15 protein-coding genes, 1 tRNA gene and 1 riboswitch are annotated in these 13,385 nt (G+C 66.2%); of the genes, 5 read left to right on the top strand and 11 right to left on the bottom strand.

Features of this window, described 5'->3' with window-relative positions:
- Positions 1–29 precede the first annotated feature (29 nt).
- Entirely contained in the window at positions 30–824 is a 795-nt protein-coding gene (gene hyi / locus C7I84_RS23540) for a hydroxypyruvate isomerase (RefSeq protein WP_106774668.1), read from the bottom strand.
- A 136-nt stretch (positions 825–960) separates the two neighbouring features.
- Positions 961–2,742, bottom strand: coding sequence for a glyoxylate carboligase (gene gcl / locus C7I84_RS23535; protein ID WP_106774667.1), 1,782 nt, complete (start codon positions 2,740–2,742; stop codon positions 961–963).
- 189 nt (positions 2,743–2,931) lie between these two features.
- Between gcl and bhcR the strand changes: the two genes are divergently transcribed.
- Positions 2,932–3,765 (top strand): HTH-type transcriptional regulator BhcR, encoded by an 834-nt coding sequence (gene bhcR, locus C7I84_RS23530; RefSeq protein ID WP_106774666.1) that lies wholly within the window; start codon positions 2,932–2,934, stop codon positions 3,763–3,765.
- Positions 3,766–3,900: 135 nt separating this feature from the next.
- Here the strand turns inward: bhcR and C7I84_RS30180 are convergent, their stop codons facing one another.
- Positions 3,901–4,068, bottom strand: coding sequence for a hypothetical protein (locus C7I84_RS30180; protein WP_165816189.1), 168 nt, complete (start codon positions 4,066–4,068; stop codon positions 3,901–3,903).
- A gap of 163 nt (positions 4,069–4,231) precedes the next feature.
- Here C7I84_RS30180 and C7I84_RS23525 point away from each other — a divergent pair.
- The 3 genes from C7I84_RS23525 to C7I84_RS23515 all read left to right on the top strand — a co-directional run bounded on the left by C7I84_RS23525 (position 4,232) and on the right by C7I84_RS23515 (position 6,887).
- Positions 4,232–4,307 (top strand) — tRNA-Thr (locus C7I84_RS23525).
- Between the two features lie 111 nt (positions 4,308–4,418).
- Entirely contained in the window at positions 4,419–5,198 is a 780-nt protein-coding gene (locus C7I84_RS23520) for an NAD kinase (protein ID WP_245428581.1), read from the top strand.
- A 180-nt stretch (positions 5,199–5,378) separates the two neighbouring features.
- Positions 5,379–6,887 carry a DEAD/DEAH box helicase gene (locus C7I84_RS23515; RefSeq protein ID WP_165816188.1) on the top strand — a complete coding sequence of 503 codons (1,509 nt, stop codon included), beginning with the start codon at positions 5,379–5,381 and terminating at the stop codon, positions 6,885–6,887.
- Between the two features lie 66 nt (positions 6,888–6,953).
- Here the strand turns inward: C7I84_RS23515 and C7I84_RS23510 are convergent, their stop codons facing one another.
- The 8 genes from C7I84_RS23510 to C7I84_RS23475 form a co-directional block, all read right to left on the bottom strand.
- Positions 6,954–7,757 (bottom strand): class I SAM-dependent methyltransferase, encoded by an 804-nt coding sequence (locus C7I84_RS23510; protein ID WP_106774663.1) that lies wholly within the window; start codon positions 7,755–7,757, stop codon positions 6,954–6,956.
- A 1-nt stretch (position 7,758) separates the two neighbouring features.
- On the bottom strand, positions 7,759–8,202 hold the full coding sequence (locus tag C7I84_RS23505; protein ID WP_425351386.1) for a pseudoazurin: 444 nt from the start codon (positions 8,200–8,202) through the stop codon (positions 7,759–7,761).
- Positions 8,199–8,987 carry an ABC transporter ATP-binding protein gene (locus tag C7I84_RS23500; RefSeq protein WP_106774661.1) on the bottom strand — a complete coding sequence of 263 codons (789 nt, stop codon included), beginning with the start codon at positions 8,985–8,987 and terminating at the stop codon, positions 8,199–8,201. The genes C7I84_RS23505 and C7I84_RS23500 overlap by 4 nt, the downstream gene beginning before the upstream one ends.
- Complete coding sequence (locus tag C7I84_RS23495; protein WP_106774660.1) at positions 8,984–10,009, bottom strand: FecCD family ABC transporter permease; 1,026 nt, start codon at positions 10,007–10,009, stop codon at positions 8,984–8,986. Before C7I84_RS23495 ends, C7I84_RS23500 begins: the two co-directional genes overlap by 4 nt.
- The gene (locus C7I84_RS23490; protein ID WP_106774659.1) at positions 10,006–11,022 is read right to left on the bottom strand and encodes an ABC transporter substrate-binding protein; all 1,017 of its coding nucleotides are present in this window, start codon (positions 11,020–11,022) and stop codon (positions 10,006–10,008) included. The genes C7I84_RS23495 and C7I84_RS23490 overlap by 4 nt, the downstream gene beginning before the upstream one ends.
- Before the next feature lie 195 nt (positions 11,023–11,217).
- Positions 11,218–11,428, bottom strand: a riboswitch (cobalamin riboswitch).
- Positions 11,429–11,627: 199 nt separating this feature from the next.
- The gene (locus C7I84_RS23485) at positions 11,628–12,287 is read right to left on the bottom strand and encodes a YiaD family glycine zipper/OmpA-like lipoprotein (protein WP_106774658.1); all 660 of its coding nucleotides are present in this window, start codon (positions 12,285–12,287) and stop codon (positions 11,628–11,630) included.
- A 98-nt stretch (positions 12,288–12,385) separates the two neighbouring features.
- Positions 12,386–12,754 carry a GFA family protein gene (locus C7I84_RS23480; protein WP_106774657.1) on the bottom strand — a complete coding sequence of 123 codons (369 nt, stop codon included), beginning with the start codon at positions 12,752–12,754 and terminating at the stop codon, positions 12,386–12,388.
- Between the two features lie 98 nt (positions 12,755–12,852).
- Positions 12,853–13,095, bottom strand: a complete 243-nt coding sequence (locus tag C7I84_RS23475; RefSeq protein ID WP_106774656.1) for a hypothetical protein — start codon at positions 13,093–13,095, stop codon at positions 12,853–12,855.
- Here C7I84_RS23475 and C7I84_RS31100 point away from each other — a divergent pair.
- Complete coding sequence (locus C7I84_RS31100; RefSeq protein ID WP_483423486.1) at positions 13,094–13,339, top strand: hypothetical protein; 246 nt, start codon at positions 13,094–13,096, stop codon at positions 13,337–13,339. The two genes, C7I84_RS23475 and C7I84_RS31100, sit on opposite strands and share 2 nt — an antisense overlap.
- The last annotated feature ends 46 nt before the right edge of the window (positions 13,340–13,385 follow it).

Genomic DNA, 13,385 nt, shown 5'->3' with positions numbered 1-13,385 from the left:
CCCTCCCCTCAAGGGGGAGGGAATTTCGGCTACGCCGCGCTCTTCCTGCCGGCCAGCGCCTTGAACCACTCCAACCCCGTTTCCGTGCCGTTGCGCGGCTTGTATTCCGCCCCGACCCAGCCGGCATAACCGATGCGGTCGAGGTGTTCGTAGAGGAAGGGAAAATTGATCTCGCCCGTCCCCGGCTCGTGACGGCCGGGATTGTCCGCAAGCTGGATATGCGCGATGCGGCCGAGATTCTTCTCGATCGTCCGGGCGAGATCCCCCTCCATGACCTGCATGTGGTAGATGTCGTATTGCAGAAAGAGATTGTCCGAGCCGACGCGTTCGATGATCGCCAGCGCCTGGGCCGACGTGTTCAGGAAGAAGCCGGGGATGTCCAGCAGGTTGATCGGCTCGATCAGCAGCCTTATCCCGGCGTCCTTCAGGCGCGGGGCTGCATATTTCAAGTTCCCGACCAGCACGTTTTCCAGCGCGGCGCGGTCGACGCCGGCCGGCGCGATGCCGGCAAGGCAGTTGACCTGGCCGCAGCCGGTCGCCCTGGCATAGGTTATGGCCGTGTCCACGCCGCGCCGGAACTCGTCGACGCGGTCCGGCAGGCAGCCGATGCCGCGCTCCCCGCCCGCCCAGTCGCCGGCCGGCAGGTTGAACAGCACCTGCGCAAGCCCGTTCCTCTTCAGCCGCGCCGCCACCGTTTCCGGCGCATGGTCGTAGGCGCCGACATATTCGACACCGGCGAAGCCGGCGCGCGCCGCGGCATCGAAGCGGTCGAGGAAATCATGCTCGGTGAAGAGCATGGACAGGTTGGCGGAAAACTTGGGCATGACGTTTCCTTGAAATCACTGGCACGACGGCGACATCATCCTCGGGCTTGTCCAGAGGATCTGCGACCGCTCATCGCAATTGTTCTTCGGTTCCATATCTGCAGGACGAGCCCGAGGATGACGGCCAGGGCCTCACTCAATCCAGCAGCGCGATGGCGGTCGGCGCGTCCTCGTTGCGCTCGGCCAGGTCCTCGAATTCGACCACGGCGTCGATCTCGGTACCCATCGAGATGTTGGTGACACGCTCGAGGATGAACTCGACGACGACCGGGACCCGGTGCTCGGCCATCAGCCGCCTGGCTTCCTTGAAGGCGGCGGCGCAATCTTCCGGCCGGCGCACGCGGATCGCCTTGCAGCCCATCGCCTCGGCGACCGCGATATGGTCGACGCCGTAGCCTGGCTCGGCGCCCTCGGCCCGGTTGATGTTCTCGAAGGCGAGGCTCACCTCGAAATCCATGGAAAAACCGCGCTGCGCCTGGCGGATGAGGCCGAGATAGGCGTTGTTCACGACGACGTGGATATAGGGCAGCCTGTGCTGCGCGCCGACCGCCAGCTCCTCGATCAGGAACTGGAAATCGTAGTCGCCCGACAGCGCCACGATCTCCGCATCCGGATCGGCGGCGCGCACGCCGAGGGCCGCCGGCAGCGTCCAGCCGAGCGGTCCCGCCTGGCCGCAATTGATCCAGTTGCGCGGCTTGTAGACGTGCAGGAACTGCGCGCCGGCGATCTGCGACAGGCCGATGGTGGTGACATAAGTCGTGTCGCGGCCGAAAGCCTTGTTCATCTCCTCATAGACGCGCTGCGGCTTCATCGGCACCTCGTCGAAATGCGTCTTGCGCTTCAGCGTCTTCTTGCGCTGCTGGCATTGCTTCGACCAGCCCGACCAGTCGCGCAGCTTTCCGGCCGTCTTCCACTCGGTGGCGACGTCGAGCAGCGCCTTGAGTGCGGCGCCCGCGTCGGAGACGATTCCGAGATCCGGCGCGAACACCCGGCCGATCTGGGTCGGCTCGATGTCGATATGGACGAATTTGCGCCCTTCCCGGTATTTTTCGACCGAGCCGGTGTGGCGGTTGGCCCAGCGATTGCCGACGCCGAGGACGAAATCCGAGGCGAGCAGCGTCGCATTGCCGTATCGGTGCGAGGTCTGCAGGCCGCACATGCCGGCCATCAGTCGGTGGTCGTCGGGGATGGAACCCCAGCCCATCAGCGTCGGGATGACCGGCACGCCGGTGATCTCGGCGAATTCGATCAGCAGGTCGGAGGCGTCGGCGTTGATGATGCCGCCGCCGGCGACGATCAGCGGATTTTCCGCCGCGTTGAGCAGGGCCAGCACCTTCTCGGCCTGGCCGCGCGTCATCGCCGGCCTGGCGACGGCAAGCGGCTCGTAGGCGTCGATATCGAACTCGATCTCGGCAAGCTGCACATCGATGGGCAGGTCGATCAGCACCGGTCCCGGACGGCCCGAGCGCATGAGATGAAACGCCTTCTGCAGCGTCATCGGCACCTGGTAAGGCTCCATGACCGTGACCGCCCACTTCGCGACGGGTGCGGCGATGGCGGCGATGTCGACGGCCTGAAAATCCTCCTTGGTCAGCCGCGCGCGCGGCGCCTGCCCGGTGATGCAGAGGATGGGGACGGAATCGGCGGAGGCCGAATAGAGCCCGGTGATCATGTCAGTGCCGGCCGGGCCGGAGGTGCCGACGCACAGCCCGATATTGCCGGCTTTTGCCCGCGTAAAACCTTCGGCCATGTGCGAGGCGGCCTCGACATGGCGGGCCAGGATATGACGGATCGAGCCACGCGCCTTGAGCGCCGAGTAGAACGGATTGATCGCCGCGCCCGGCACGCCGAAGGCGCAGAAAATGCCTTCCTTTTCGAGCACGAGAACAGCCGCGTCGACGGCACGCATCCTGGGCATTTGTCCGGCCTCCCTTGATCCAGGCGATTGAGATGGGCTGGAGGATGACATCGGGTGCGGTATTTTTCAATTTTTCCAGAATATTTTTTCAGTTTCTGGATTGATGCCTTACCACTTGAATGCACACATGTTTCCGTTTTCCGGTTTTCCCTCGTTCCAATTTCCAGAAAAGTTTTTTATCGTGCATGGATGCAATCGCCCGAAAAACGCCAGCGCGGCCGCCCGCGCGCCTTCAACGCTCAGCCCGAAGCCAATGCGGTGCAGTCGCTCGACCGCGGGCTGCGCATCCTGGCGGTCGTCGCCGCCGCGGACGGCCTGTCGCTCTCCGAAGTCGCCGCGCGCTCCGGCATCGCTGCCTCGACCGCCTACCGCATGCTCACCACGCTGGAGACGCACGGCATGGTCGAGTTCGAGAAGACCGAGCAGCTGTGGTCGGTGGGGGTCGCCGCCTATCGCACCGGCGCCGCCTTCCTGCGCCGCAGGAAGCTCGCCGACCGGGCGCGCATCGTCATGCAGGAGCTGATGGAGAAATCCGGCGAGACCGCCAATCTCGGCCTGGCGGAGGACGATTGCGTCGTCTTCGTCAGCCAGGTGGAGACGCATCAGGCGATCCGTGCCTTCTTCCGGCCGGGCACGCGCAGCCCCTTCCATGCCAGCGGCATCGGCAAGGCGGTGCTGGCACATCTGCCGGCCGAGCGGGTGACGGCCATCATCCGCGGCACCGGGCTGGAGGTTTTTACCAGCAAGACGCTGCCGGACGCCCCTGCCCTTTCCCGCGATCTCGCCGACATCCGGCGGCGCGGCTGGTCGGTCGACGACGAGGAACGCTTTCCCGGCATGCGCTGCGTCGCCTCGGCCATCTTCAACGAGTTCGGCGAGCCGATCGGCGGCATTTCGGTGTCGGGGCCGACCGTGCGGGTCACGCCCGAGCGGGTCGCGCAACTCGGCCCGCTGGTGCGCGACGCGGCGACGGCGGTGACGGACATGATCGGCGGGAGATTGCCTGAAGGCAGTAGGCAGTAGGCAATCGGCAGTAAAGAACGGCAACGGAGCCGCCTCCTACTGCCTACTGCCTACTGCCTACTGCCTACTGCCTACTGCCTACTGCCTACTGCCTACTGCCTACTGCCTACTGCCTACTGCCTACTGCCTCCCCCTTCATCCCATCCCCGTCACATGCCTGAGATAGAAGGCGAGCGCGACGAAGCCGCAGATGAAGGCAATGCCGCCCCAATCCACATTCGCCCGGCGCAGCACGCCGGCCAGCTTGACCAGCAGTAGGGCAAGCAGCGCCAGGACGGTGGCGATCACCACAAGCCGGATCATCGAGGCCTCCCGAGGTCGCGTCAGGGCACTTGGTGATATGGTGCGCGAACCCCGCTCTTTTTAGGGCGTGCCTGCATCCCCGTCCGGCGTTTGAAGTCTTCCCTGCCAATACGCGCCACTTTTGTCTTTACGACCGGCTCGGATGGCGGTACCGGAGCGGCATGCCCTTGTAGCTCAGCTGGTAGAGCAGCGGTTTTGTAAACCGAAGGTCGCGGGTTCGATCCCTGCCGGGGGCACCATCCCTAAGACATCATCCGGAACCGGGCGCAGGAACAAGCCTTCACCTTGGCATTCAGGCTCCCGCCATGCTAACCCGGCGTCGCCGTACGTGCTGCGTTGGGAACAGGCCGTTGCACCAGCAGAGACTTCGCAAGACGCTCGCTTTCGTCTCCTCCGGGACGGCCGATGCCGACGAGGCCGCCGCCCAACTGTCCGGCGCCTACGGCCAGGCCGGGGTCGCCGATGCCGACGTGGTCGTGGCGCTCGGCGGCGACGGCTTCCTGCTGCAGACGCTGCGCGACACGATGGGCAGCGGCCAGCAGGTCTACGGCATGAACCGCGGCACCGTCGGTTTCCTCATGAACGAATACCGGCTGGAGGGCCTGCCCGAACGCATCGCCGCGGCGCATGCCGAGACGATCCGGCCGCTCGAGATGGACACGCTCTCCAGCGACGGTGCCACCAGGAAGGCGCTCGCCGTCAACGAGGTCTCGCTGTTCCGCCAATCCTACCAGGCGGCCAAGATCCGCATCAGCATCGACGGCAAGGTGCGGCTCGACGAGCTGATCTGCGACGGCGTCATGGTGGCCACGCCGGCCGGCTCGACCGCCTACAACCTGTCCGCCCACGGCCCGATCCTGCCGCTCGACGCGCCGTTGCTGGCGCTTACGGCGGTAAGCCCCTTCCGTCCAAGGCGCTGGCGCGGCGCGCTGTTGTCCAACCGATCGGCGGTCCGGTTCGACATCCTCGAAGGCGCCAAGCGGCCGGTCAACGCCGTGGCCGACCACACCGAGATCAAGTCGGTGGTTTGCGTCACCGTGCAGGAATCGACATCGTTGACGGCCACCGTTCTATTCGATCCCGACCACTCCTGGGACGAACGAATCCTCGCCGAACAGTTTCGTTACTGACCGTATTGCAACGCAAAAACCACAACACCATATGTTGAATGGTCGCGATCAGTCGAAACCCGGCTGATAATATTGACAAAACCGGATTCAAGCCCTAACGGCAGGTTGCGATCCGCGAAAGCGTGACTTTGCAGCGGCATGATGACCGCGCCCCTGAACAGCTAAAAGCAGCCAAGACACTTGTCCTCAGACAGCACGACCGCTCCAGAAGCGTTGACTTTCTCCGATCTCGGCCTTTCGCCGAAGGTCCTCTCGGCAGTCACCGACGCCGGCTATACGGTGCCGACGCCGATCCAGGCGGGCGCCATTCCGCACGCCTTGCTCGGCAAGGACGTGCTCGGCATTGCCCAGACGGGCACCGGCAAGACGGCGGCCTTCGTGCTGCCGATGATCACCCGGCTCGAAAAGGGCCGGGCGCGGGCCCGCATGCCGCGCACGCTGATCCTCGAGCCGACGCGCGAGCTTGCCGCGCAGGTCGAGGAGAACTTCGTCAAATACGGCAAGAACCACAAGCTCAACATCGCGCTCTTGATCGGCGGTGTCTCCTTCGACGAGCAGGACAAGAAGCTGGAGCGCGGCGCCGATGTGCTGATCGCGACGCCCGGCCGCCTGCTCGATCATCGCGAACGCGGCAAGCTGCTGCTGACCGGCGTCGATATCCTCGTCATCGACGAGGCCGACCGCATGCTCGACATGGGCTTCATCCCCGACATCGAGCGCATCTGCGAGATGATCCCGTTCACCCGGCAGACGCTGTTCTTCTCCGCGACCATGCCGCCGGAGATCACGAAGCTCACCGAAAAATTCCTGCACGCGCCGGTGCGCATCGAAGTGTCGAAGGCTGCGAGCACCGCGACCAACATAACCCAGCGCCTCGTCAAGTCCGGGCCGAAGCCGTGGGACAAGCGCGAGGTTCTGCGCGACCTGATCAAGGCCGAGGAAGACGGCCTCAAGAACGCGATCATCTTCTGCAACCGCAAGATCGAGGTGTCGGAGCTGTTCCGGTCGCTGCTCAAATACGAGTTCGACGCCGGCGCCCTGCACGGCGACATGGACCAGCGGGCGCGCATGCAGATGCTGGACAATTTCCGCTCCGGCAAATTGAAGCTGCTCGTCGCCTCCGACGTCGCAGCGCGCGGGCTCGACATCCCCGACGTCAGCCACGTCTTCAATTTCGACGTGCCGATCCATGCGGAAGACTATGTGCACCGCATCGGCCGCACCGGCCGCGCCGGCCGCTCCGGCAAATCCTTCACCATCGTCACCCGCAACGACACCAAGTATCTCGCCGCCATCGAAAAACTGATCGGCCAGCAGATCGAATGGCACGACGGCGACCTGACGTCGCTGCCGCCGCGCGAGGAGAGCGAAGAGGCGCCGCGGCGCCAGCGCGCCGGCCAGCGCGATCGCGACCGCAAGGGACGCGACGGCAAGACGCGCGACGGCCGTGGCCGGCGTCAGGACGCAGCCGCGCCCGCCGCCCCTGCCGAGAAGCGCGAGCCGGTCGCCGCAAACGACGATCGCTCCGTCCGGCGCGAGACGATCCGTGCCGAGAATGCCGAGCGCAAGAGCCATGCGGCGGACAGGCACCAGCCGCGGCGCCGGCATGAGCGCGAGGACGACGACCATCCGGTGGTCGGTTTCGGCGCCGACATGCCGGCCTTCATGATGGTGGAAGGCAAGGTCTGATCGGCAAGGCGGTACGCCGGGTCGGCACGCCCGCCCTGCCTGGCATGGGAGAGCCGCCAGGCCCGCTCAGGGTACGGTTTCGCCGGCAGGCTTCTCCGCGCACAGGATGAAACGTCGATAGACGTAGGTGCGCAGGCGGTTGCGCAGCGTCGCCGTCTTGCGCTGCGCAGCGGCGATCCCGCCGTGCGATAACCGCCTGAATTCCACGAATCCCGCTTCGGTGAGCATGTTTTCCACCGCCTCGTAACGCAGCCCGGCGCCGAAGGGCAGCGCGCGCATGATGGCGCCGTGGCGGTCGCCGAGCGCACCGTCATAGTTGCGGTCCGGACCGGTGAGAAGATCGATCAGCCTGATCGCAGTCGCGGCGGCGCGGCCCAACGGCGTGGGTGTCGCCCAGTCGCCGTCATAGATCACCAGCTTTCCGCCGGGCTTGAGGATGCGGAACCATTCGGCGAAGGCCGCCCGCGGCTCCGTCAGCGTCCAGACCAGGTGGCGGCAGACGATCGCGTCGTAGCTTTGGTCGGGCTCCAAAGTCCGCTCGGCGTCCGCCAGCAGGAAGCGCAGCCGCGGGCGCCCGCGATGCTTGATCCGGGCGACCGCCAGCATCGCTTCGGAGAAGTCGAGCGCGGTGACGTCATGGCCGAGGTCGTGGATGAGCCGGGTGACCTCGCCGGTGCCGCAGGCGAGCTCCAGCACCTTGAGCGGGTCTGCCCCAAGATGGTCGCGGATCGGGTTCTGCCATGCGCTGAATTCGGCGTCGGAGAAGATGCCGTGCCCGAAAGCCAGGTCGAACGTCCTGGCGCGTTCCGACCAGTAGGAGCGGATTTCCTCCTTCAGGTCGAAGTTCGGCGCGGGAGGGCGGACGGCCATCCTACTGCGACAGGCCGTTGCGGGCAAAAATCTCGTCGAAGCGCTTTCGGGCGCGCGGCGGCGCATCGAAGCCGCGGAAACTCTCCGGCATGGACACCTCCCCCACCCGCACCACCATCACCATGCCCATGCCGTAATGCGGTGAGCATTTGATGCCGTAGAAGCCGGGCTGGTCGAAACGGACCTCGATCTCCTCGTTGATCCTGCCCTTGAAGCCGGCATATCGCTCCGGCACCATGCCGTCGATCGACGCAGCGTTATGGCTCTGGTTGGCCGCGACGAATTTCAGCCAATCGCCGGGTTTCAACGCCACATAGTCCGGCTCGTAGGCCATCGAGCCGTGCTCGCCGCGATTGAGCATCCTGACTTCGATCGTCTCGGCTTGCGCCCCGACGGACATGGCAAGCACGGCCGCCAAGGCGAGCCGACAGGCGGAGCGTTTCATTGCAGGCATTTCTCCTTGACCGTACCCGGTCGCGCATAGCGCACCAGGCAGTTGCCGTTGCCGTCGGCTTCGACGGCCGCGTCGACGCGGAAGACGTCGGCGAGCATCGTCTCGGTCAGAACGTCGCGTGGCGCGCCGAGGGCGACCAGCCTGCCCTGGTCGAGGACGGCGATGCGGTCGCAGAACATCGCAGCGTGGTTCAGATCGTGCAGCGCCGCGACGACGGTGAGGCGGCGCGACCTGACGAGGTCGAGCAGGCCGAGCTGGTGATGGATGTCGAGATGGTTGGTCGGCTCGTCCAGGAACAGGATTTCCGGCTGCTGCGCCAGCGCGCGCGCGATGTGCAGCCGCTGTCGCTCGCCGCCCGACAGCGTATGCCACCGCCGTCCCGCGAACGACGCCATGCCGACCTCCGCCAGCGCCGTATCGACGATGTCGTCGTCCTTCGCCTGCCACGGCGACAGGGCGCTGAGATGGGGCGTGCGCCCGAGCTCGACGGCCTGCCGCGCGGTGATGCGCTCGGCCGTCTCCGCCTGCTGCTCGACGAAGGCGATGCGGCGCGCGATCTCGCGGCGGGTGAAATGGCGCAGGCTGCGTCCGGCCAGCGCCACGGTGCCGGCATGCGGCGCCCGCAGGCCCGACATCAGCGCCATTAGGCTGGTCTTGCCCGACCCGTTCGGTCCGACGATGCCGAGGAACTCGTGCTCGACGACGTCGAGCGCGATCTCGTCGATGATCGGCCGCCCGCCTGCCCGCCACACGACACCGCGCGCCTGGATGGTCATTGCACATGCCTCCCGCGAATGAGGATGAGGGCGAAGGCCGGCGCCCCGACCAGCGCGGTGATCACCCCTATGGGGACGACCTGGCCGGGAATGATGGTGCGCGAGACGACATCCGCGACGACCATGAAGACGGCGCCGGTCAGCGCCGACACCGGCAGCAGCACGCCGTGGCGGACGCCTACCAGAAGCCGCGCCGCATGCGGGATCACCAGCCCGACGAAACCGATCGAGCCGACGATGCTGACCATCACCGCCGTCATCAGCGCCGCGACCGAGATCAGCACCGCCTGCACGCGCCGCACCGAAATGCCCAGCGACGCGGCCGATTCCGCTCCGAAGGTGAAGGCGTCGAGGGCGCGGGCGTGAAACAGGCAGACCAGCAGCCCCAGCAGGGCGGCGGGCACTGCCAGCCAGGCATCGTCCCAGCGCACGCCCGACAGGTTTCCGAGCAGCCAGTACATGATGCCGCGCGCCTGTTCGGCATTGGCCGAGCGCGTCACGATCAGCGAGGTGATCGCGTTGAACAGTTGCGAACCGGCGACGCCGGCCAGAATGATCGCGCCGGGACCGCTTCCGGCACGCCGCGCCAGAAGCGTGATCAGCCCGAATGCCACCAGCGCGCCAACGAAAGCGCCGAGCGACAGGGACAGCATGCCGGCGCCGAAGCCGAGGATAGCGACGGCCACGGCCCCGGTCGACGCGCCGGCCGAGATGCCGAGGATGTAGGGATCGGCCAGCGCATTGCGCAGCAGCGCCTGCAGCACGACCCCGCTGAGGGCGAGCGTCACGCCGCAGCAGCAGGCGACGATCGCCCGGCTGAGGCGATAGTTCCAGACGATGCCCTCATCGATCGGGTCGACGGCATAACCGGCGTCCCAGAGGCGGTTGGCGACCGACTTGGCGACGACGTCCAGGTCGATGGACGTCTCGCCGATCGCCGCCCCCAGGGCAAGCGCCGCCACCAGGATCAGGGGCGCGGCGAGAACGAAGCCCAGCCGCGCCGTCGCTGCAGGACGCCTCACTGGGCGATCCCGGCCTTCTCCAGGGCCTCGGCCAGTGTCTCGATCCCCTCGATGGTGCGGATCGTCGGGTTCATGGCCTGGGCGTCCATGACGACGACTTGGCCGCCGGTGACCGCCGGCATCAGGCTGGTGACCGGGTCGGACTTCAGGAACTTGAGCTTGATCTCGTGGTCGTCGGCGGGAAAGCGGCGGCGTTCCATCTTGCCGGCGACGATCACCAATGGATTGGCCTTCGCGATCGTCTCCCAGCCGACCGTCGGCCACTCTTCGTCGCTCTCGATCACGTTTCTGATGCCGAGCGTCGACATGATGTAGCCCGGCGCGCCGTTCCTGCCGGCGACATAGGGGTCGATGTCGAGCTCGGCGCTGGAGAACCAGAAGACGGCCGACAGCTTTCCGTCAAGCGAGGCGATCTTCCGCCTGGCGGCTTCCTCGCGCGCCTTGAGTTCGGCGACCAGTTTCTCGCCCTTGTCCTGCACGTCGAAGATCTGCGCGAGTTCGGTGATCTCGCGGTAGATGAGATCCATCGTGAATTTTTCCGTGCGCACGCCGTCGCCGCCGCCGGAATTGTCCTTGCCGGCGCAGTCGGCCGGCGACGTGTAGACCGGGATCTTCAGCTCCTCGAACTGCTCCGGCTTGGCGACGATGCCTTCCGGCCCGACATGCCACTGGAACTGCGCCGTCACCAGATCCGGCTTCCTGCCGACGACGCTCTCGAAGCTCGGATCGTTGTCGGCCAGCCGCTCGACCTTGGCGTTGACCTCCTCATAGCCGGCGATGACGGGGCCGATCCACACAGCGGTGCCGGCGACCTTGTCGGCCAGCCCGAGCAGGTAGAGGATTTCCGTGGTGCTCTGCCCGATCGAGACCACGCGCTCCGGCGCATGCTCGATGGTGATCTCGCGGCCGCAATTCTGCAGCGTCAGCGGATATGGGGTGCCTTCGGCGGAGGCCGGCAGCGTCCAGGCGATGGACGCGGCGGCGAGCAACGACAGATGGGTCTTTTTCGGCATGACATGACCTTTCTGGAAACCGGGAGGGAGCGTCGGCCGCCGCGCAAAGGACGGCGCCTCGCGACGCGGCAAAAACGCGGCGAGACTGGCTCGAAGAATCAGGGTGTGAAGAAATGGGCGCGGCCGGTCGAACCGCCGCACGGCAAAAAGATGCCCGCCATCAATTATCCTTTCTCGGGCATCCCCGCCCGGACATTGGACCAAATTGCGACGGCAGGTCTCCTGGCTCGCGGATTGTCTCCGACCATCGGCCTTCCCGCGGTAGTCGCAGTGGCCCGGTGCCTTCCGGCACCGCAAGGACGATCGGCATCCGCTTACAGTTGCGGGGGCAGCGCCGGTTTCGCACCGGCTTCCCTTTTGATCCCCTGGGTCATGCCTTTGGGGAACCGTCGCGCGACACTTAGTGCCGGCGACACCGCCTCGTCAAGGCGATCTCCGGGAGGAGGCGTCCGCCTCCACAGCTTCCGGCTGCCGCGGGCGGAAAGCGCACCCTCCGGATGCGGCGGCGGACACACCATGACGTGATCGGCAGACGCACGCCTGATGCATCTGCCGCCACAGTCAGCTTTCTGGAAGTCCGCCCTGCCGGGCCGGCGGCGAACGCGCTATTCGGTGAGCGGCGAGATCTGGATCTCGACGCGCCGGTTCTGCGCCCGGCCCGAGTCGGTGGCATTGGATGCGATCGGCCGGGTCTTGCCGAAGCCGGTAACGGCGAAGCGGCGTTCGTCGACGCCCTGGGCGCCGAGATAGTTGGCGACGGCCAGCGCGCGGCGCTGCGACAGGTCGAAATTGTGGCTGTCGCTGCCGGTCGAATCGGTATGGCCGTAGACGTCGACAATGGTCTGCCGGTAACGCTTGAGCACGATCGCGACGGAATTCAGCACCGGGTAGAAATTCGGCCTGATCGCATCCTGATCGATGCCGAATGTGATGTCGGAGGGCATGTTGAGGATGACCTGGTCGCCGACGCGGGTGACGCTGACGCCGGTGCCCTGGAGCTGCGCGCGCAGTTCCGACTCGTTCTTGTCCATGGTGGCGCCGATGGCGCCGCCGGCCAGCGCGCCGACGCCCGCGCCGATCAGCACCGCGTTGCGCTGCGCCACCCTGCTGCCACCGACGGCCATGCCGGCCAGCGCGCCGAGGCCGGCGCCCAGCGCCGCGCCGCCCGCCGTATTCGAGATCTTCTGCTCGCCGGTATAAGGGTCGGTGGTGCAGGCCCCAAGCAACGCGGCGGCGGCCACGACGGCGACGATCTTGCTCTTCATGCTGATATAAATCCCTCACAAACCGGCCGGCGGCCGGCACGAATCCCTTCTCGTCCTTTTAGCATGAATTGCGGCGAAATCCGGAACCGGCCGGCCTGCTACCAGAGGTTCTTGCCGTCGATCACCACAACCTCGACGGCGTCGAGGTCGAAATCGTCGAGCAGGCGCGCATTGATGCTGACGCGCGGGTTGTCGAAGTCCGGCTCGCCGCTGGTGAAATCAGGCGTGTCGGTGAAGGTGCCGCAGCCGCAGACCGGACAGAAATGGTGTTTTATGGTCCTGGAGCCCCACTGATAGGTCGCGACATTTTCGCGCGGCGTCAGCAGCCGGAACTGCGGCGGCTGGTAATAGGCCCAGAGCGCGCCGCGTTTCGAGCACAGCGAACAGGTGCAGCGCGTGACCGTGGTCGGGGCCTCCGTCACTTCGAACACCGTCGCCTTGCAGTGGCAGCTTCCGCGCAGGCTCATATGTCCGTCCTCCCTGAAGAAGACGATCTTATCCGAGCTCGTTCGTCTGAAAAATCCCGATACTACCGGAATCCTAAGGCCCACGCCGGAGCGAAGTTCTATTCGCGCTTGCCGTCGTGGTGGCGGCTCTTCGCGCCGCGGTCGTCCATCGGCTCTGTCAATCCATAAGGCTTCTTCGGACGATCACCGCGGTCGCCGGTGTCGACCGGATCGGGCTGCCGGTGGGCCGGATCGGGTTTTGGCGCGCGGGCTCCGGTTTCCCGATCGTTCCCGTCAAAGGGACGCCCGCGCTCGCTGGCCTTTCGTGTGCCGCCTTGCGGCGGCTTGCCGGCGTCAGGCATGGCGCACCTCCGTGAGCCGCGCGGCCGCCTGCATCAGCGTCTCGCGATCATTGCCGTGCACGGCGATCAGGTGACGCGCCTGGTCGAGGCTGATGCCCGCCTCCTGCGCGAGATGGCGGACCTCGTAATCCTGCTCCGCCGCACACGCGAACGGTCGCGGCTGTCGGTGACGGTCTTGTCGTCGGCCATGGTCTTTCTCCTTTCAGCTGGAACCTCCAACGAAGCCCGAATGTTCCGAAAGTGATTGAATCCCTAGCGTCGGCGCCACGTTCCGCGCTCCGACACCGCAG

The organism is Kumtagia ephedrae, from assembly GCF_003012745.1.
In the GTDB taxonomy this organism is placed as follows: domain Bacteria; phylum Pseudomonadota; class Alphaproteobacteria; order Rhizobiales; family Rhizobiaceae; genus Kumtagia; species Kumtagia ephedrae.
Note: the sequence above shows the minus strand (reverse complement) of the source record. Positions and strands in the feature narration are given on the sequence as shown.

Coding starts and splice junctions, on each gene's coding strand:
- hyi (WP_106774668.1), bottom strand. CDS start 824: ATGCCCAAGTTTTCCGCCAACCTGTCCATGCTCTTCACCGAGCATGAT.
- gcl (WP_106774667.1), bottom strand. CDS start 2,742: ATGCCCAGGATGCGTGCCGTCGACGCGGCTGTTCTCGTGCTCGAAAAG.
- bhcR (WP_106774666.1), top strand. CDS start 2,932: ATGCAATCGCCCGAAAAACGCCAGCGCGGCCGCCCGCGCGCCTTCAAC.
- C7I84_RS30180 (WP_165816189.1), bottom strand. CDS start 4,068: ATGATCCGGCTTGTGGTGATCGCCACCGTCCTGGCGCTGCTTGCCCTA.
- C7I84_RS23510 (WP_106774663.1), bottom strand. CDS start 7,757: ATGGCCGTCCGCCCTCCCGCGCCGAACTTCGACCTGAAGGAGGAAATC.
- C7I84_RS23505 (WP_425351386.1), bottom strand. CDS start 8,202: ATGAAACGCTCCGCCTGTCGGCTCGCCTTGGCGGCCGTGCTTGCCATG.
- C7I84_RS23500 (WP_106774661.1), bottom strand. CDS start 8,987: ATGACCATCCAGGCGCGCGGTGTCGTGTGGCGGGCAGGCGGGCGGCCG.
- C7I84_RS23490 (WP_106774659.1), bottom strand. CDS start 11,022: ATGCCGAAAAAGACCCATCTGTCGTTGCTCGCCGCCGCGTCCATCGCC.
- C7I84_RS23485 (WP_106774658.1), bottom strand. CDS start 12,287: ATGAAGAGCAAGATCGTCGCCGTCGTGGCCGCCGCCGCGTTGCTTGGG.
- C7I84_RS23480 (WP_106774657.1), bottom strand. CDS start 12,754: ATGAGCCTGCGCGGAAGCTGCCACTGCAAGGCGACGGTGTTCGAAGTG.
- C7I84_RS31100 (WP_483423486.1), top strand. CDS start 13,094: ATGGCGCACCTCCGTGAGCCGCGCGGCCGCCTGCATCAGCGTCTCGCG.
- C7I84_RS23475 (WP_106774656.1), bottom strand. CDS start 13,095: ATGCCTGACGCCGGCAAGCCGCCGCAAGGCGGCACACGAAAGGCCAGC.